Here is a 17004-nt window from a genome sequence, read left to right on the forward strand (position 1 = left end):
CATCCGGCAGGAGAGGGACTTTAGAAAGAAGCGCTCGCAAACCCAAGTCAAAAAGCCGGAAAAAAGTTGAAAAAAGCCCGGAAATGGTGGGTTTTTCACATGAAAAAGCCGGGCTCAAGGCCCGGCTCTCTCTTTGTGCACTGCAACTTTAGTAGTTTCTAATGTGCAAGCGACTTTCCAGCATCGTCAACGGTATCGGTGGAAGCCGGCGGATTGACTGGCTCGACCCACTCGATTGGCTCCGGCATGCGCACCAGCGCGTGCCTCAGAACCTCGCCGACACGTGAGACCGGAATGATCTCCATACCGTTCTTCACATTGTCCGGTATCTCCGCCAGATCCTTGGCGTTGTCTTCCGGGATCAGCACCTTCTTGATGCCGCCGCGCAGTGCGGCGAGCAGTTTCTCCTTGAGGCCGCCGATCGGCAAGATGCGGCCGCGAAGCGTTATCTCGCCAGTCATCGCCACATCGGCCCGGACCGGAATACCAGTCATGACAGATACGATGGCCGTCGCCATGGCAGCACCTGCAGACGGACCGTCCTTCGGCGTGGCGCCTTCGGGCAAGTGGACGTGGATGTCACGCTTGTCGAACAGCGGCGGCTCGATGCCGAAATCGATGGCCCGCGAGCGGACATAAGAGGCCGCCGCCGAGATCGATTCCTTCATCACGTCGCGCAGATTGCCGGTCACCGTCATGCGGCCCTTGCCGGGCATCATGACGCCTTCGACCGTCAGCAGCTCGCCGCCGACTTCCGTCCAGGCAAGACCGGTGACGACACCGACCTGATCGTCAGCCTCGACCTGGCCGAAGCGGAAGCGCGGAACACCGAGGTAATCAGCGAGGTTCGCCGCCGTGATGCTCACCGTCTTCTTCTTCGTCTTCAGGATCTCGGTCACCGCCTTGCGCCCGAGCTTCATCAGCTCGCGCTCCAGGCTTCTGACGCCCGCTTCACGGGTGTAGGTCTGGATGATGCCGCGGATCGCGTCTTCGCCGACGGAGAATTCCTTCGGCTGCAGGGCATGGTCGCGGATCACCTTGGGCATCAGGTGACGCTTGGCGATCTCGATCTTCTCGTCCTCGGTGTAGCCGGCGATACGGATGATCTCCATGCGGTCCATCAGGGGCGCAGGGATGTTCAGCGTGTTCGCCGTCGTCACGAACATCACGCTCGACAGGTCGTATTCGACCTCGAGGTAATGGTCCATGAACGTCGAGTTCTGCTCGGGATCGAGCACCTCGAGCAAGGCCGATGACGGATCGCCGCGGAAGTCCTGGCCCATCTTGTCGATCTCGTCGAGCAGGAAGAGCGGGTTGGACTTCTTGGCCTTCTTCATCGACTGGATGACCTTGCCGGGCATCGAACCGATATAGGTGCGGCGGTGGCCACGGATCTCGGCCTCGTCACGCACGCCGCCAAGCGCCATGCGGATAAATTCGCGGCCGGTCGCCTTGGCGATCGATTTGCCGAGCGAGGTCTTGCCGACGCCGGGAGGGCCGACGAGGCACAGGATCGGCCCCTTCAGCTTCTTCTGGCGGCTTTGCACGGCGAGATACTCGACGATGCGGTCCTTGACCTTGTCGAGGCCGAAATGATCGGTGTCGAGCACGTTCTGCGCAAACGCCAGGTCCTGCTTGACCTTGGAGTTCTTGCCCCACGGGATCGACAGGATCCAGTCGAGGTAGTTGCGCACGACGGTCGATTCCGCCGACATCGGCGACATCGTCCGCAGCTTCTTCAACTCGGCTTCCGCCTTTTCGCGGGCCTCCTTGGAGAGCTTGGTCTTCTTGATGCGCGCCTCGATCTCGGCGGCCTCGTCGCGGCCGTCCTCGCCTTCGCCGAGTTCCTTCTGGATCGCCTTCATCTGCTCGTTGAGGTAGTATTCGCGCTGCGTCTTCTCCATCTGGCGCTTGACGCGCGAGCGGATGCGCTTCTCCACCTGCAGGACGGAGATTTCGGCTTCCATGAAGCCCATCGCCTTTTCCAGCCGTTCCTTGACGGACAGCGTGGCCAGCATCTCCTGCTTCTCGGGGATCTTGATGGCGAGGTGCGAAGCAACCGTATCGGCGAGCTTGGAATAGTCGTCGATCTGGCTGGCGGCACCCACCACTTCAGGCGAGATCTTCTTGTTCAGCTTGACGTAGTTTTCGAAGTCGGTGACGACCGAACGGGCGAGCGCCTCGACCTCGACCTCTTCCTCCTCCGGCTCGACCAGCGCCGTGGCGGTAGCTTCGTGGAAGTCCGGACGGTCGGTGAACGAGACGATCTTGGCACGCGAAGCGCCTTCGACCAGCACCTTGACGGTGCCGTCGGGCAGCTTCAGCAATTGCAGCACATTGGCGAGCGTGCCGATGTCGAAGATCGCATCGGGCTCGGGATCGTCATCGGCGGCATTCATCTGGGTGGCAAGCAGGATCTGCTTTTCCTGACCCATAACCTCTTCCAGCGCCTTGATCGACTTTTCACGCCCGACAAAGAGCGGAACGATCATGTGCGGGAACACCACGATGTCGCGCAGTGGGAGGACTGCGAAGACGCCGTCGCTGGGAGCCTTGGATATTTTGGCCATTGTCCAACCTTTCATGTCGCGGCCGCTAATTGAGCCAACCGCGAATCTCATATTAACGACCGGGGATCGTTCCGCCTACCACCGTTTGTGACCGGAGTTTTACAGCACAGAATTCGGCACCACGGCCTTCCGATGTTAGTTGGATGCACGAGGGGCAAAGATCAAGGGTCGACACGTTCGTTCATCCACTCCGTCACAAGGATCGGTACCTCACCACAGCAAAACGGCGCCCCGCGGGCGCCGTTCCATAAAAAGGTTAGGCCAGATGCCAGATCAGGCGCTGACGTTGCCCTTCTTTTCCTTCTGCTCGGAATAGATGTAGAGCGGCCGGGCGCTGCCGGTCACCACTTCTTCCGAAATCACCACTTCGCGCACGCCTTCCAGGGCGGGCAGTTCGAACATGGTGTCGAGCAGGATCGCTTCCATGATCGAGCGGAGGCCACGGGCGCCGGTCTTGCGCTCGATGGCGCGCTTGGCGATCGCCGACAGCGCATTCTCATGGAAGGTCAGGTCGACACTCTCCATCTCGAACAGCCGCTGATACTGCTTGACCAGCGCGTTTTTCGGCTCGGTCAGGATCTGGATCAGCGCCGGCTCGTCGAGGTCTTCCAGCGTCGCCAGGACCGGCAGACGGCCGACAAACTCGGGGATGAGGCCGAACTTCAAGAGATCCTCGGGCTCGACCAGGCGGAACACGTCGCCGGTGCGGCGATCCTCGGGCGAAGCGACGATGGCGCCGAAGCCGATGGAAGTCTTCCTGCCGCGATCCGAGATGATCTTGTCCAGCCCGGCGAAGGCGCCGCCGCAGATGAACAGGATGTTGGCGGTGTCGACCTGCAGGAACTCCTGCTGCGGATGCTTGCGGCCGCCCTGCGGCGGCACGGAGGCGACGGTGCCTTCCATGATCTTCAGAAGCGCCTGCTGCACACCCTCGCCCGACACGTCGCGGGTGATCGATGGGTTGTCGGACTTGCGCGAAATCTTGTCGATTTCATCGATGTAGACGATGCCGCGCTGGGCGCGCTCGACATTGTAGTCGGCCGACTGCAGCAGCTTCAGGATGATGTTTTCGACGTCCTCGCCGACGTAACCGGCTTCGGTCAGCGTCGTCGCGTCGGCCATGGTGAAGGGCACGTCGATGATGCGGGCCAGCGTCTGGGCAAGCAGCGTCTTGCCGCAGCCGGTCGGGCCGATCAGCAGGATGTTGGACTTCGCCAATTCGACGTCGTTGTTCTTGCCGGCATGCGCCAGGCGCTTGTAGTGGTTGTGGACAGCCACCGACAGCACGCGCTTGGCGTAGGGCTGGCCGATGACATAGTCGTCGAGAACCTTCAGGATCTCCTGCGGGGTCGGCACGCCCTCGCGCGACTTCACCATCGAGGTCTTGTTCTCCTCGCGGATGATGTCCATGCACAGCTCCACGCACTCGTCGCAGATGAACACCGTTGGGCCGGCGATCAGCTTGCGCACCTCGTGCTGGCTTTTGCCGCAAAACGAGCAATAAAGCGTGTTCTTCGAATCACCGCTGTTGTTGCCGACTTTGCTCATTTTCCTGTCCTTTCATGGCCGCCCGCCGATGGTCTGGCTGAAAGGGCGCATATTCTATCTATCGCGGGAATTCGCCGCCGCCAGTGTCCCGGCTCCCGCAACGCATTCCGTACGAAACACAAATCAGAAAACGTCGCAATGATTCGCGCCAACCCTGCACAAAGCTAAGCCGTCGAAAATCAACATAGCCTTAACGTAGGCAATCCCATCCACCGAGGGAACAGCCAATTGTGGCCGAAATGCCGCAAATCCCAGCAAAAGCGCGTTATCCAGCCACGCAACTGCCATGCAGCGCTTATGCCGCAGCGCCTTCGACCGGCTCGCGCGACGAAATGACCTTGTCGATGAGGCCGAAATCCTTGGCTTCGTCGGCTGTCATGAAATGGTCGCGGTCAAGCGTCTTTTCAATGTCTTCGTAGCTCTTGCCGGTGTGTTTGACGTAGACCTCGTTGAGGCGGCGCTTCAGCTTGATGATGTCCTGCGCGTGCCGCTCGATGTCGGAGGCCTGACCCTGGAAACCGCCGGAAGGCTGGTGAACCATGATACGGGCGTTCGGCGTGGCAAAACGCATGTCCTTGTGGCCGGCGGTCAGAAGCAGCGAGCCCATCGACGCCGCCTGGCCGATGCACAGCGTCGACACCGCCGGCTTGATGAACTGCATGGTGTCGTAGATCGCCATGCCCGAGGTCACCACGCCGCCCGGCGAGTTGATGTAGAGATTGATCTCTTTCTTCGGGTTCTCGGCCTCGAGGAACAAAAGCTGTGCACAAACCAGCGTCGCCATACCGTCTTCGACCGGGCCGGTGATGAAAATGATGCGCTCTTTCAGCAGGCGCGAGAAAATGTCGTAGGCCCGCTCGCCGCGATTGGTCTGCTCGACCACCATCGGAACGAGGTTCATGTAGGTTTCGACGGGGTTCTTCATGGACTACCCTTTTTGGAGATGGGGATTCCGGCGCCGGAACATCGGGCAGAATCGGTTCTTGATGGTTAGAATGTAAATAGGATGCCGGCTCACCCTAGCGCAAGGCCGCCTGCTCCTAGCCATCTGGTTAAGTCGAATCAAGGTTTCCGCGCAAGGGAAAGTCCGAACGCGGCCAGCGGCGTTTTTGCGGTGTAGCAATTCCTTAACCGCGTCGCTTAACGAAATGCGGCGAAACCGCTTTCCCCCGGAGAACCTTCCCCTACAATTCAACATTGAACCTCACGTTTCGGGTTCAAACAGGGGGAGTGCCATGATCAGGAAAACTGCTTGCCTCGCCATCTCCGGCCTTGCCGGTCTCGGCATGGTGTCCGATGCGGTTGCCGGCGGCCGGGCCGCCGAATGCTATGAGCCGGTGCACAGGCCGGCGCTCTATGACACCGTCTATGAAGACGTCATGGTCAGTCCCGGCGGGCAGTTGGTCGACTATGATCCGCCGATCTATGGCACCATGGAGCGCGTCGAGCAGATCGCGCCGCCCCGAGTCACCTATGACATCGTACCGGCGAGAACCCGCACCGTTTACCGCACGGTCCAGGTCGACGATGGCGGCTATGCCTGGGAATGGCGCGTCATCCACGGCCGCAAGGTGCTGTGCAAGGTGTGGCGCAAGGCCCGCTACGCGCGTGTGGCCGAAACGGTGGTGGTTGAACCGGAGCGCACCCGCCGGGTTGTGCTGCCGGCCGAATATGAGAGCGTCGCCCATGAAGTGCTGGTGCGGCCCGAGCGGCGGCACGTCACCCAGATAGCGCCGTCATACCAGAGGATGGCGCGCCGGGTGGTGGTGCAGGAAGGCTCGACCAGCTGGCGCCGCGTGCATATTGCCAGGCATTGCGAGGATTAGACTTCGGTACTTCGCCGAGGTCCGCCTCGGTTGGCTCAATCCATAGGGCCGTCGGGTGCCAACATCCGGTCTGGCACCAAGCCGGCAAGCCGCGGTAATGGTCTGGCATGACCACATCCATGCCGCCCTACCTCGCCTTTGATCCAGCCACGCGCCGCCTGCGGCTCGACCCGCACGAACCGGCGTTTTTCCAGAACCCTTACGACGCCTATGCCGTCCTGCATGGCGCATCGAATGCCTTCTTCTGGGAGGAATTCGGCTCCTGGTGCTTTGGCGGCTTCGACGACGTCAACCGGCTGTTGCGCGACCGCCGCTTCGGCCGCCAGAACCCGGCCGGCATTCCCGACAGCCGCGGCATCGGCGAGGATCGCTCGCATTTGGCCGCTTTCGACGGCATCGAGAGCAATTCGATGCTGGAGCTGGAGCCGCCGGTGCACACCAGGCTCAGAACCCTGGTCAACCGCGCCTTCGTCTCGCGCCAGGTCGAGCGGCTGCGGCCGCGCGTGGAGGCGCTGGCCAATGAGCTGATCGACCGTTTCGAACCGCGCCACGTCGATCTATTGCCCAGCTTCGCCGCACCTTTGCCGATCACCATCATTGCCGAAATGCTCGGTGTGCCGGTCGAAATGGGGCCGCAACTGCTCGACTGGTCGCACCGGATGGTGGCCATGTACATGCATGGCCGGACGCGCGAGACCGAGCAAGCGGCCAATCGCGCCGCGCGCGATTTTTCCGACTTTTTGCGCGGCTATGTCGCCGAGCGGCGCAAGAAGCCTGGCGACGACCTGCTATCGCTGCTGATCGTGGCGCAAGAGGATGGCCAGAAGCTGTCGGAAAACGAGTTGGTCTCGTCCGCCATCCTGTTGCTCAATGCCGGCCACGAGGCGACCGTCCATCAAACCGGCAACGCCGTGCGCACGTTGCTGGCGCAAGGCGGCGACCCCGGCCGTTTCTTCACCTCGCCGGAAGCAACCGCTGCAACGGTCGAGGAGTGCCTGCGCTTCGACGCGCCGCTGCACATGTTCACCCGCTACGCCTATCAGGAGGTCGAGGTGACATCGGGGGTTGTCGTACAACCGGGCGAGACGATCGGCCTGCTGCTCGGCATGGCCAATCATGATCCGCTTGCCTTTGCCGAACCTGGCGCCTTCCGGCCCGGCCGACTAGACCAGAAGAATGTCTCGTTCGGCGCCGGTATCCATTTCTGCATCGGTGCGCCGCTGGCGCGGCTGGAGTTGCAGGTGTCGCTGAAAACCCTGTTCGAGCGGCAGCCGCAACTCCATCTTGCGGAGCAGCCGCGCTTCCGCGACACCTATCATTTCCATGGGCTGGAAAAGCTCACTGTGAGCTTGTGAGGACGGCGGAGCCGACGCATGCCCGAGAAAATGAGATTCGCCTTTCTACAGGAACCACCCCTTCTGCTTTATCGACGGATCGGGACGTCTGGGCGGCAGCGATGCCCAACTGGCCAAGAGGGTCTGCCTAACGCTCGGGCTGGAACTTTTGCCCATCGAGACCGAGTTTGCCGAGCTGCTGCCTGGGCTTGCCGAAGGGGTGGGACATGACCACCGGCCTGTTCATTTCCGAAGACCGCCGGAAGCTGGTCGACTTCACAAGGCCGATCTGGATGCTGGCGGATGGATTGCTGGTCGCGAAAGACAATCCCCGCGCCTTTGATGGCTATCGGTCCGTCGCCAATGATCGGACGGCGCTGATCGGCGTCATATCGGGCCAGATCCAGCACCGGACGGCCCTGCAAAACGCTATTCAGCCCGAACGGCTAAGGATATTTGCCACCCAGGCCGAAGCAGCTAACGCCGTCGCGGCCGGCGTGGTGCATGCCTATGCGAGTGTAGCGCTCGCGCATCGCGGCTATCTGAGCCGGCGACCCGACGCGCCTCTCGACGTCGTCGACGTCCCGGCAGTCGAAAAACAGCCAGCGCCCGGCGCTTTCGCTCTCGCCAAAGGCAGTGCCACCCTGCTCCAGCGCGTCGACTTATGCCTCAGTGATTTGCTTGGCAGTCCCTGGCACAGGGAGATGATGAGCGGATACGGCTTTTCCGACACTGACATCGATCGGCTTTTGTGAAGTCCAAGCGCGCCGCGAGATCAGAGCTTGACCACATACTCCTTGCGGGTCGTTTCAAGCACTTCCCAGCTGCCCCTGAAGCCTGGCCTGAGCACGAAGCTGTCGCCGGCCCGGACCGTGCGCGCCTCGCCGCCATCCTCGGCAACCACCGAGACGCCGGACAGGATGTGGCAGAACTCCCATTCGTCATATTCGATGCGCCATTTGCCCGGCGTCGCTTCCCAGATGCCGGCATAGAGGCGGCCATCGCGCTCCTCGACATTCCAGGTGCGGAACTTCGGATCGCCCGCAATCAGACGATCCGGCGCCGGGGCGCCATGTTCGGCGTCGACGCTGTCGGTCGATATTGCCAAGTAATGCGCGGACAGGGTTTGCCTCCAACAGATTAGTGACTAGTGAGTAGTGCAGAGTAGTGACTAGTGAGTAGTGAGTAGTGAGTAGTGAGCGGAAAGCGCTCCCTCGAGCGGGTGGCTGATCACTAATCACTGCTAACTAGTGAATACCGACTACTACTCACTACTCACTACTCACTAAAAAAATTCAAACCTTGGTCAAAGCCTGTTCCAGATCGGCGACGATGTCGTTGACATCCTCGATGCCGACGGAAAGCCGGACCGTGTCCGGTCCGGCACCCGCCTTGACCTTCTGCTCGTCGGAAAGCTGGCGATGCGTGGTCGAGGCCGGATGGATGACCAGCGACTTGGTATCGCCGACATTGGCGAGGTGCGAGAACAGTTCGAGCGCCTCGACGAACTTGATGCCTGCGTCGTAGCCGCCCTTCAGGCCGAAGGTGAAGACAGCACCGGCGCCTTGCGGCGAGTATTTCTTCTGCAGCGCGTTGTTCTTGTCGCTGGGCAGGCCGGGATAGTTGACCCAGGCGACCTTGGGGTGGTTGGACAGCCAGCCGGCTACGGTGATCGCATTGTCGCAATGGCGCTGCATCCTGAGTGGCAAGGTCTCCAGCCCGGTCAGGATCAGGAAGGCATTGAACGGCGAAATCGCCGGGCCGATGTCACGCAGGCCAAGCACGCGCGCGGCGATGGCGAAAGCGAAATTGCCGAAGGTTTCGTGCAGGACAAGGCCGCCATATTCGGGGCGCGGCTCCGACAGCATCGGATATTTGCCGGATTTCGACCAGTCGAACGTGCCGCCATCGACGATGGCGCCGCCGATCGAATTGCCGTGGCCGCCGATGAACTTGGTCAGCGAATGGACGACGATGTCGGCGCCATGCTCGATCGGCCGCACCAGATAGGGCGAGGCCAGCGTGTTGTCGACGATGAGCGGCAAGCCGTGCTTGCGGGCGATGTCGCCGATTTTCTCTATGTCGACGAAGGTGCCGCCGGGATTGGCCAGGCTCTCGATGAAGATCGCCTTGGTCTTGTCGTCTATCTGGCTTTCGAAGGTGGAGACGTCGTTGGTGTCGGCCCAACGCACCTCCCAGCCGAAATTCTTGAAGGCATGGCCGAACTGATTGATCGAACCACCGTAAAGCCTTGTGGCGGCGACGAAATTATCGCCAGGCCGCATGAGATTGTGGAACACGATCACCTGTGCGGCATGGCCGGAAGCAACGGCAAGTGCAGCCGTGCCGCCTTCGAGCGCCGCGATCCGCTCTTCCAGCACCGCCTGGGTCGGGTTCATGATGCGGGTGTAGATGTTGCCGAAGGCCTTCAGCCCGAACAGCGAGGCGGCATGGTCGGCATCGTCGAACACAAAGGAGGTCGTCTGGTAGATCGGCGTGGCGCGTGCGCCCGTCGCCGGGTCGGGCTTGGCGCCGGCATGGACGGCGAGCGTGTTGAAACCGGGCGTGCGGGTCATCGAAAACCTCCCTGAGCGGTAAACGTGTGAATGATGAAATGGTCAATGGTGAGCGATGAATGGTGGTCGCAAAGTCGGCCAGTCCCACCTTGATTGCAAGCCGCTCATATGCGGCTTTACCCGGCTTCCAGGAAAATCCTTCTATTCACCATTCACCATTCACTGCCTTACTTCTGGCGCACACCGAAACTCTGGAATCCCGACCGCATCAGCGGCTTCTTCGACGAAAGCACACCGGAGTTGACGCCGGTCCAGCCGATCTCGCCCGACAGCTTGCCATATTCGATCTTCGGGCAGCGGTTCATCACCACCTTGATACCGGCCGCCTCGGCACGCGCGGCCGCCTCGTCATCGCGCACGCCAAGCTGCATCCAGACGACTTTCGGCAAGGGGTCGAGCTTCAGCACCTCATCGACAATGCCGGGCACCGCTGCGGAGGCGCGAAAGATGTCGACCATGTCGACCGGTTCAGGCAGATCGGCAAGGCTGGCATAGGTCATGCGGCCGAGGATTTCCTTGCCGGCCTGCCCCGGATTGATCGGAAACACCGAAAAGCCCTTGGCCAGCAGGTATTTCAGCACGAAAAAGCTCGGCCTGACATCGTTGGCCGACGCGCCGACCATGGCGATGGTCTTCACAGAATTGAGGATGCCGCCGATATAGGCATTGTCGTAGCTATCGTGATTCACTCGTCGGTCTCCCTCAGTGCTTCCTCCATAAAGGACTGCGGGTCCGTGCAGAAGTCGCGCATCATGCGAAAATGATCGGTATCGGTGAAATCTGTGGGGTCGAGGCCGAAGCGGCTGATGCGGAACAGCCGCGCGCCCGGACAGGCCATCAGCAGCGGCGAGTGCGTCGCCATGATCACTTGAGCCGTGCCGGACCGGTCCATGCGCCGCAGCATCTTCAGCAGCTCGATCTGCCGCGATGGCGACAGCGCGCTTTCGGGCTCGTCGAGGATGTAGATACCTTGCCGGCGGCAGCGCTCCTCGAAGAAGCGGATGAACCCTTCACCATGCGACCAGGACAGGAAATCCGGCGGCGCCCCGCCAGATTCCAGCGCCGCCTGATCGAGATAGCGGGCAACCGAGTAAAAAGATTCGGCGCGGAAGAACCAACCCGCTGTGACCTTCGGCAGCCAGTGGCCGCGCAACGTGTCGGCAAGCGCTGCACCACTCTCGTCGATGGCGCCGGAGTGGTCGACGGGCATGTAGCCCTTGCCGCCGCCGGCTTCGTCGTAACCGGCCAGCGCGCCGATCGCTTCCAGCAGCGTCGATTTGCCGGTGCCGTTTTCGCCGACAATGATGGTGATCGGCGTGGTGAATTCGAGCTCGAATTCGCGGCCGCGGAACAGAGGCAGGTTCCAGGGATACTTGTCCCAATCTTCCACGCGCTCGGGGTCAATCAGGATGCGTTTGAGATAAGGCGCCTTAAGCCGGGTCAGTTGCTTGCGATAGCCCATGCGGACGCTCAGTCCGGCAGCGAGATGGTGCCGTCATCCGCGATCGGGAAGGCCGGATTGTGTGCGACTTCCCAGACATGGCCGTCGGCATCGGCGAAATATCCATACCAGCCGCCCCAGAAGGCGCGGCCTGCCGGCTTGACGATCCTGCCGCCGGCCTTCTCGGCGGCCGCCAGCACGTCGTCGACTTCGGCATCGGAGCGGGTGTTGTAGGCGAGGTAGACCGCCGACGGTGCTGCGGCGAAGGCAATGCCTGAATCCTCCTCGGCGCTTGGCCTCGGGAACAGGCCGAGAATGGCGCCGCCCATCTGGAAGAAGGCGACGCCATCGGTGATGCCGGCGTGGCGCTTCAAGCCCATGCCTTCGTAAAAGCGCACGGCGCGCTCGAGATCGTCGGTGGCGATGGTGATGATGGAGATGCGCGGTTCCATGGATCGAAAACCTATTCGTCCGTCCATTCCGGTTTGCGCTTGCCGATGAAGGCGCCGATGCCTTCCTCGGCGTCGCGGGCCAGCATGTTCTCGACCATGACGCGGCCGGTATAGGCATACGCGTCCGCCAATCCCATCTCGGCCTGCGCGTAAAAGGCTTCCTTGCCGGTCTTGACCACCAGAGATGATTTGGAGGCAATGGTTTGCGCGTATTTGGTGACGATCTGATTCAGGTATTCGCGCGGCACGACGCGGTTGACCAGGCCGAATTCCTTGGCGGTTGCGGCATCGATGGTCTCGCCGGTGAGCAGCATTTCCATGGCGTGCTTGTGAGACACGTTGCGTGACAGCGCCACCATCGGCGTCGAACAAAACAGGCCGATATTGACGCCCGGCGTGCAGAAGGTCGCTTCATGCGAGGCAATGGCGAGGTCGCAACTGCAAACCAGTTGCAGCCCCGCAGCGGTGGCTAGGCCATCGACTTCGGCGATGATCGGGAGCGGATGGCGCACGATCTGCTGCATCAACGCCGCGCAAGCCGAAAATGTCTGCTCGAAAAACCCCTTGCCCTTGTCGGCGTCGGCGCGGCGCGCGGTCATTTCCTTGAGATCGTGACCGGCGCAGAAGACTTTCCCGGCGGCCGCCAAGACGATGACGCGGACCGATTTGTTGGCCTTGGCACGGTCGAGCTCGGCGCTCAATGCCGCCATGACGGAAAGCGACAAGGCATTGGCGGGCGGATTGGCGAGCGTCAGGCGCAGCACGCCCTTGTCCAGCCCGGCGATGACCGGCCCGTCTATGGCAACAGGTTTGATCGAAAGGATTTCGGCCATGACAAGGGTCTCCGCGATTCCGCCGGGCGCCGCCAGACTATCTAATATCGGATCGAGTTTCATCAACACCCATCGCTTGCGCCAGAGGTGTTGCCAGAAGCGCATCATTGCGTTCATACAGGCCCGGCATAGAACGAGAGACCGACATGCCCGCCCAGGACAATCTCAAGCCGGTGCTGACGGCGGCTGAAGTCAATGCGCTGATGGCCAGCGTCTACCCCCAGCTCAACGACGAGTTCACGTCGTATGAGGCGCTCGATGTGTTTCCCGGCGGCTGCACGGTGCGGCTCAACGCCAGCGAACGGCATTTGCGTCCCGGCGGCACGGTGTCCGGGCCCTCGCTGTTCACGCTGGCCGACATTGGCGGCTATGTCTGCGTGCTCAGCCATGCCGGGCCGGATGCGCTTTCGGTTACCGTCAACCTCAACATCAATTTTGTCCGCAAGGCCGAAGCCGGGCCGATCGACGGCCATTGCCGCATCCTGAAGCTGGGCAAGAGCCTGATGGTGTTCGATATCGACATCGTCGCCGGACCGAAGGGACACACGGTAGCGCATGCGACCGGCACCTATTCGATCCCGCCGAAGCGCGCCGCCGATGTGGTAAAATAATACCTTTTGATCAAACCTTTGTTTTTATTACACTTTACGAGCAGACGTGCTTTTCCCGCGCCTTGACGTGCACCACCCCCTCGCCTATAAGCCGTCACGAAGCAGCGGCCCGCAAAGGCCGCCGTTTTGTTATTGGCGGCGGGCAAGTGCCTTGTCGCCAATCCAAGCAACAAGAAACGCCTTCTTCGGAAGGTCAAAATCGAAAGCAGAAAATCCATGGCAACCTTTTCGCAGAAGCCTGCGGATGTGGTGAAGAAGTGGGTGCTGATCGACGCCGAGGGTCTCGTCGTCGGCCGTCTCGCCACTGTCATCGCCAATCATCTTCGCGGCAAGCACAAGCCCACCTTCACCCCGCATGTCGACGACGGCGATAACGTCATCGTCATCAATGCCGACAAGGTGGTGTTCACCGGCAAGAAGTTCACCGACAAGGTCTATTACTGGCACACCGGTCACCCCGGCGGCATCAAGGAGCGCACCGCGCGCCAGCTGCTCGAGGGCCGTTTCCCCGAGCGTGTCGTCGAGAAGGCCGTCGAACGCATGATCCCGCGCGGGCCGCTCGGCCGTCGTCAGATGAAGAACCTCCGCGTCTATGCAGGCACGGAACATCCGCATGTCGCCCAGCAGCCCGTCACCCTCGACGTCGGCGCGCTGAACGCCAAGAACAAGAAGGTTGCATAAGATGGCTGAGCTTTCCTCGCTCGCAGAATTGGGCGCCGCCACCGGCAACACCAACACCCAGCCGGCAGCACCCGTCCATGTCCAGAAGCTCGACAAGTCGGGCCGCGCCTATGCCACCGGCAAGCGCAAGAACGCCATCGCCCGCGTCTGGGTGAAGCCGGGTTCGGGCAAGATCGTCGTCAACGACAAGGAATTCGCGACCTATTTCGCGCGTCCGGTCCTGCAGATGATCCTCAACCAGCCGATCATCGCTTCCAACCGCGCCGGCCAGTACGACATCGTCGCCACCGTCATCGGCGGCGGCCTGTCCGGCCAGGCCGGTGCCGTTCGTCACGGCATCTCCAAGGCGCTGACCTACTATGAGCCGGCACTGCGCGCCGTGCTCAAGAAGGGCGGCTTCCTGACCCGCGACAGCCGCGTCGTCGAGCGCAAGAAGTACGGCAAGGCGAAGGCCCGTCGTTCCTTCCAGTTCTCGAAGCGCTAAGCGCTGCGACGTTCCAGACATCGAAAGGCCGCCTCCGGGCGGCCTTTTCTTTTGGGTCTCGGCAGTCACCCCACCCGGCGCTTCGCGCCGACCTCCCCATCGAGGGGAGGTAGGAGGTCGCGGCAGTTTTGCCGCCCGGACAATCCACGATGGTCCAGCGGCTAGCAAACCAGTTCGACCATAAAAACGCGGCACCCTACCTCCCCTCGATGGGGAGGTCGGCGCGAAGCGCCGGGTGGGGTGATGGCGCCGGCCTCGGTTCAAGTCTCAGAACTTGCCGGCCTTGATGTAATCGATAAACGCCCGTAGCGGCGCTGGAACCAGACGCCGTCCGGGATAGTACAGAAATGGTCCGGGAAAACTCTGCCACCACGGTTCGAGCACGGGCTCCAGGGCGCCGCTTTCGAAGTGAGGGCGAAGCCAGCCCTCGAAGAGAGCGACGATGCCGCTGCCGGCAATGGCCGCATGGACGGCAAGATCGCTCGCCCCGCCGATCCGCACGATCAACGGCCCCGTCGTGTCGACACGCACCACCTCGCCGTCGCGCTCGAATTCCCACGGCAGCATCGCACCGCTGGCAAAACGACCGCGCAGACAAGCATGGCCAAGCAGGTCGCTCGGGTGCTGCGGCCGCCCATGGCGCTCGAGATAGGCGGGGCTGGCGCCAGTGGCGAAGCGCTGGACGCGCGGTCCGATCGGCACCGCGATCATGTCCTGCTCCAGTCGCTCGTCATAGCGGATGCCGGCGTCGCAGCCCGCCGCCAGCACGTCGACGAAGTTCTCATCGGCGATGACCTCCAGCCGAATGCCGGGATAGGCGGCGAGGAAGCCCGGAACGATGTCGGGCAATATCAGCCGCGCGGCGCTGACCGGGACGTTGAGGCGCAGCGAACCAGCCGGCCTGTCGCGAAAGCCATTGACCACGTCGAGGGCCGCCTCCACCTCCGACAGCGCCGGGCCAAGCCGTCCGAGCAGGCTGAGACCTGCGTCGGTCGGAACGACGCTGCGTGTCGTGCGGTTGAACAGCCTGACGCCGAGCTGCGTCTCCAGGCGGCGCACCGCTTCGCTCAGGCCCGACGCGCTGCCGCCGCCGGCGCGAGCCCCTTCGCGAAAGCCGCCGGCACGCGCCACCGTCACGAAAGCGTTCAGATCGCCAAGGTCCATCATTGTTCGCCATTCCGCACAAGCTGTACGGATTGTACCTTATTATCCCGAGGTTGAGCAGCGTCTATCTTCGCCTCCTCAAAGGAGACCGACCATGTCCACCATCCAAAAATCCGGCACATTCACCCTCGGCAGCCACACCGTGAAACGGCTCGGCTACGGCGCCATGCAACTTGCCGGCCCGCACGTTTTCGGTCCGCCGAAGAATCATGACGCGGCCATTGCAGTGCTGCGCGAAGCGGTGGCCTCCGGGGTCAACCACATCGACACCAGCGACTATTATGGCCCGCATGTCACCAACCAGCTGATCCGCGAAGCGCTGGCGCCCTATCCGCAAGACCTCGTCATCGTCACAAAGATCGGAGCGCGGCGCGGCAGCGACGGCTCATGGCTGCCTGCCTATTCCGCCAAGGAACTTGAGCAGGCCGTGCACGATAATCTCAGGAATCTCGGTCTTGAGGTGCTGGATGTCGTCAATCTGCGCATCATGTTCGGGGTGATGGGTCCCGCCGAGGGCTCGATCGAGCCGCAGTTGACCGCGCTTGCCGAACTGCAGCGCAAGGGTCTGGTGCGCCATATCGGCCTGAGCAACGTCACCCCAGCGCAGGTCGAGGAAGGCCGTGGGATCGCCGAGATCGTCTGCGTGCAGAACCAGTACAATCTGGCGCATCGCGACGACGACGGGTTGATCGATGAACTGGCGCGCGCCGGTATCGCCTACACGCCGTTCTTCCCGCTCGGCGGTTTCAGCCCGCTGCAGTCGTCGACCTTGTCGGATGTGGCCGCGCGGCTCGGCGCCACACCCTTGCAGGTTGCGCTCGCCTGGCTGCTGCGCCGCTCGCCGAACATCCTGCTGATCCCGGGGACGTCGTCGATCGGGCATTTGAGAGAGAACCTGGCGGCGGCGGAACTGGAGCTGTCGGCCGATGTGCTAAGGGAATTGGATGGGGTGGCGAAAGCGGCGTGAAGATTTTGCGGGCGGCGCTGTCACCCCACCCGCGCCTTCGGCGCGACCTCCCCATCGAGGGGAGGTAGGAGGTCGCGGCAGCCTTGCATGCCTCGCAATCGCTACGACTGTCGGAATCTAAAGCGCCAACGCCCTACCTCCCCTCGATGGGGAGGTCGGCGCGCAGCGCCGGGTGGGGTGATGGCGCCGACGTACGATTACTAATTGATACTCGCCGTATTCGCGGCTCGGCCGGCTTCGCCTCATCCACATAAGGCACCCTAAACCCGTTGGCCCCCAGCCAGCCAATGGCAGCCTTCGGTTCGTCGGTCTGGATGATGGTGGCGCCGCGTTCGGCCCAGAAACCGTGGTCTCGGCCGGCATGCCGGCCTGCACCGCCAGTTCATCGCCGCAGCCGCCGGAGAGGAAGCCGCCGGGCCTTGCACCTTGGCGATACAAGTCCTTCGCCAAGCTGTGACTGGCATCTTGCGTGCCGGTTCTGTAGTTGTGGCAGCCCGATGAACAAAGAAGGACCCGT

The 17004-nt window shown here is 62.1% G+C and carries 17 protein-coding genes and 1 pseudogene; 7 read left to right on the plus strand and 11 right to left on the minus strand.

Translation table 11 applies throughout. The features are described 5' to 3' along the window. Nucleotides 1-158: 158 nt before the first annotated feature. The 3 genes from lon to clpP form a co-directional block, all read right to left on the minus strand. The gene (gene lon, locus NKL04_RS11540) at nucleotides 159-2570 is read right to left on the minus strand and encodes an endopeptidase La (RefSeq protein ID WP_023682304.1); all 2412 of its coding nucleotides are present in this window, start codon (nucleotides 2568-2570) and stop codon (nucleotides 159-161) included. A gap of 273 nt (nucleotides 2571-2843) precedes the next feature. After that, a complete protein-coding gene (gene clpX, locus NKL04_RS11545) occupies nucleotides 2844-4118 on the minus strand; it encodes an ATP-dependent Clp protease ATP-binding subunit ClpX (RefSeq protein WP_023682305.1) in 1275 nt (424 codons plus the stop codon). 295 nt (nucleotides 4119-4413) lie between these two features. Next, a complete protein-coding gene (gene clpP, locus NKL04_RS11550; RefSeq protein ID WP_023682306.1) occupies nucleotides 4414-5043 on the minus strand; it encodes an ATP-dependent Clp endopeptidase proteolytic subunit ClpP in 630 nt (209 codons plus the stop codon). Between the two features lie 310 nt (nucleotides 5044-5353). On the opposite strand from clpP, the gene NKL04_RS11555 reads away from it, so the two are divergent. The 3 genes from NKL04_RS11555 (at nucleotide 5354) to NKL04_RS11570 (ending at nucleotide 8033) form a co-directional block, all read left to right on the plus strand. Further along, complete coding sequence (locus NKL04_RS11555) at nucleotides 5354-5944, plus strand: hypothetical protein (protein ID WP_023689466.1); 591 nt, start codon at nucleotides 5354-5356, stop codon at nucleotides 5942-5944. A gap of 107 nt (nucleotides 5945-6051) precedes the next feature. Then, on the plus strand, nucleotides 6052-7299 hold the full coding sequence (locus NKL04_RS11560) for a cytochrome P450 (protein ID WP_023700520.1): 1248 nt from the start codon (nucleotides 6052-6054) through the stop codon (nucleotides 7297-7299). 206 nt (nucleotides 7300-7505) lie between these two features. Continuing rightward, a complete protein-coding gene (locus tag NKL04_RS11570) occupies nucleotides 7506-8033 on the plus strand; it encodes a type 2 periplasmic-binding domain-containing protein (protein ID WP_280790547.1) in 528 nt (175 codons plus the stop codon). 20 nt (nucleotides 8034-8053) lie between these two features. Here NKL04_RS11570 and NKL04_RS11575 read toward each other — a convergent pair whose 3' ends face one another. The 6 genes from NKL04_RS11575 to NKL04_RS11600 form a co-directional block, all read right to left on the minus strand. After that, nucleotides 8054-8386: a cupin domain-containing protein gene (locus tag NKL04_RS11575; RefSeq protein ID WP_373420123.1), complete on the minus strand. Its 333-nt coding sequence runs from the start codon at nucleotides 8384-8386 to the stop codon at nucleotides 8054-8056. Nucleotides 8387-8573: 187 nt separating this feature from the next. Next, complete coding sequence (locus NKL04_RS11580) at nucleotides 8574-9854, minus strand: O-acetylhomoserine aminocarboxypropyltransferase (protein WP_023693295.1); 1281 nt, start codon at nucleotides 9852-9854, stop codon at nucleotides 8574-8576. A 167-nt stretch (nucleotides 9855-10021) separates the two neighbouring features. Beyond that, nucleotides 10022-10543: a CoA-binding protein gene (locus NKL04_RS11585; protein ID WP_023669414.1), complete on the minus strand. Its 522-nt coding sequence runs from the start codon at nucleotides 10541-10543 to the stop codon at nucleotides 10022-10024. Beyond that, nucleotides 10540-11316 (minus strand): AAA family ATPase, encoded by a 777-nt coding sequence (locus NKL04_RS11590; RefSeq protein WP_023693294.1) that lies wholly within the window; start codon nucleotides 11314-11316, stop codon nucleotides 10540-10542. Before NKL04_RS11590 ends, NKL04_RS11585 begins: the two co-directional genes overlap by 4 nt. Before the next feature lie 8 nt (nucleotides 11317-11324). Beyond that, nucleotides 11325-11747: a VOC family protein gene (locus NKL04_RS11595; RefSeq protein ID WP_023689472.1), complete on the minus strand. Its 423-nt coding sequence runs from the start codon at nucleotides 11745-11747 to the stop codon at nucleotides 11325-11327. 11 nt (nucleotides 11748-11758) lie between these two features. Further along, nucleotides 11759-12580 carry an enoyl-CoA hydratase gene (locus NKL04_RS11600; protein WP_023689473.1) on the minus strand — a complete coding sequence of 274 codons (822 nt, stop codon included), beginning with the start codon at nucleotides 12578-12580 and terminating at the stop codon, nucleotides 11759-11761. Nucleotides 12581-12726: 146 nt separating this feature from the next. Here NKL04_RS11600 and NKL04_RS11605 point away from each other — a divergent pair, with 146 nt between their 5' ends. From NKL04_RS11605 to rpsI, 3 genes are all read left to right on the plus strand, one after another. Then, entirely contained in the window at nucleotides 12727-13191 is a 465-nt protein-coding gene (locus NKL04_RS11605; RefSeq protein ID WP_023693292.1) for a PaaI family thioesterase, read from the plus strand. A 216-nt stretch (nucleotides 13192-13407) separates the two neighbouring features. After that, nucleotides 13408-13872: a 50S ribosomal protein L13 gene (rplM, locus tag NKL04_RS11610; protein WP_023669409.1), complete on the plus strand. Its 465-nt coding sequence runs from the start codon at nucleotides 13408-13410 to the stop codon at nucleotides 13870-13872. Nucleotide 13873: 1 nt separating this feature from the next. Next, nucleotides 13874-14356 (plus strand): 30S ribosomal protein S9, encoded by a 483-nt coding sequence (gene rpsI / locus NKL04_RS11615; protein ID WP_023669408.1) that lies wholly within the window; start codon nucleotides 13874-13876, stop codon nucleotides 14354-14356. 267 nt (nucleotides 14357-14623) lie between these two features. Here the strand turns inward: rpsI and NKL04_RS11620 are convergent, their stop codons facing one another. After that, on the minus strand, nucleotides 14624-15523 hold the full coding sequence (locus tag NKL04_RS11620) for a LysR family transcriptional regulator (RefSeq protein ID WP_023693291.1): 900 nt from the start codon (nucleotides 15521-15523) through the stop codon (nucleotides 14624-14626). Nucleotides 15524-15614: 91 nt separating this feature from the next. Between NKL04_RS11620 and NKL04_RS11625 the strand changes: the two genes are divergently transcribed. After that, on the plus strand, nucleotides 15615-16487 hold the full coding sequence (locus NKL04_RS11625; protein ID WP_023689475.1) for an aldo/keto reductase family oxidoreductase: 873 nt from the start codon (nucleotides 15615-15617) through the stop codon (nucleotides 16485-16487). A gap of 200 nt (nucleotides 16488-16687) precedes the next feature. Here the strand turns inward: NKL04_RS11625 and NKL04_RS11630 are convergent. After that, nucleotides 16688-16907, minus strand: a pseudogene (locus NKL04_RS11630) (glycerophosphodiester phosphodiesterase family protein); the annotation flags it as partial. Between the last annotated feature and the right edge of the window lie 97 nt (nucleotides 16908-17004).

The sequence above is a fragment of the Mesorhizobium sp. C264A genome (assembly GCF_040324515.1).
GTDB lineage: Bacteria > Pseudomonadota > Alphaproteobacteria > Rhizobiales > Rhizobiaceae > Mesorhizobium.

Bases quoted from the DNA above. Each gene is read 5' to 3' on its own strand.
- NKL04_RS11555 (WP_023689466.1), top strand. From the start codon at position 5,354: ATGATCAGGAAAACTGCTTGCCTCGCCATCTCCGGCCTTGCCGGTCTC.
- rpsI (WP_023669408.1), top strand. From the start codon at position 13,874: ATGGCTGAGCTTTCCTCGCTCGCAGAATTGGGCGCCGCCACCGGCAAC.
- lon (WP_023682304.1), bottom strand. From the start codon at position 2,570: ATGGCCAAAATATCCAAGGCTCCCAGCGACGGCGTCTTCGCAGTCCTC.
- NKL04_RS11605 (WP_023693292.1), top strand. From the start codon at position 12,727: ATGCCCGCCCAGGACAATCTCAAGCCGGTGCTGACGGCGGCTGAAGTC.
- clpX (WP_023682305.1), bottom strand. From the start codon at position 4,118: ATGAGCAAAGTCGGCAACAACAGCGGTGATTCGAAGAACACGCTTTAT.
- NKL04_RS11620 (WP_023693291.1), bottom strand. From the start codon at position 15,523: ATGATGGACCTTGGCGATCTGAACGCTTTCGTGACGGTGGCGCGTGCC.
- NKL04_RS11625 (WP_023689475.1), top strand. From the start codon at position 15,615: ATGTCCACCATCCAAAAATCCGGCACATTCACCCTCGGCAGCCACACC.
- NKL04_RS11595 (WP_023689472.1), bottom strand. From the start codon at position 11,747: ATGGAACCGCGCATCTCCATCATCACCATCGCCACCGACGATCTCGAG.
- NKL04_RS11590 (WP_023693294.1), bottom strand. From the start codon at position 11,316: ATGGGCTATCGCAAGCAACTGACCCGGCTTAAGGCGCCTTATCTCAAA.
- NKL04_RS11560 (WP_023700520.1), top strand. From the start codon at position 6,052: ATGACCACATCCATGCCGCCCTACCTCGCCTTTGATCCAGCCACGCGC.
- NKL04_RS11570 (WP_280790547.1), top strand. From the start codon at position 7,506: ATGACCACCGGCCTGTTCATTTCCGAAGACCGCCGGAAGCTGGTCGAC.
- NKL04_RS11600 (WP_023689473.1), bottom strand. From the start codon at position 12,580: ATGGCCGAAATCCTTTCGATCAAACCTGTTGCCATAGACGGGCCGGTC.
- clpP (WP_023682306.1), bottom strand. From the start codon at position 5,043: ATGAAGAACCCCGTCGAAACCTACATGAACCTCGTTCCGATGGTGGTC.
- rplM (WP_023669409.1), top strand. From the start codon at position 13,408: ATGGCAACCTTTTCGCAGAAGCCTGCGGATGTGGTGAAGAAGTGGGTG.
- NKL04_RS11580 (WP_023693295.1), bottom strand. From the start codon at position 9,854: ATGACCCGCACGCCCGGTTTCAACACGCTCGCCGTCCATGCCGGCGCC.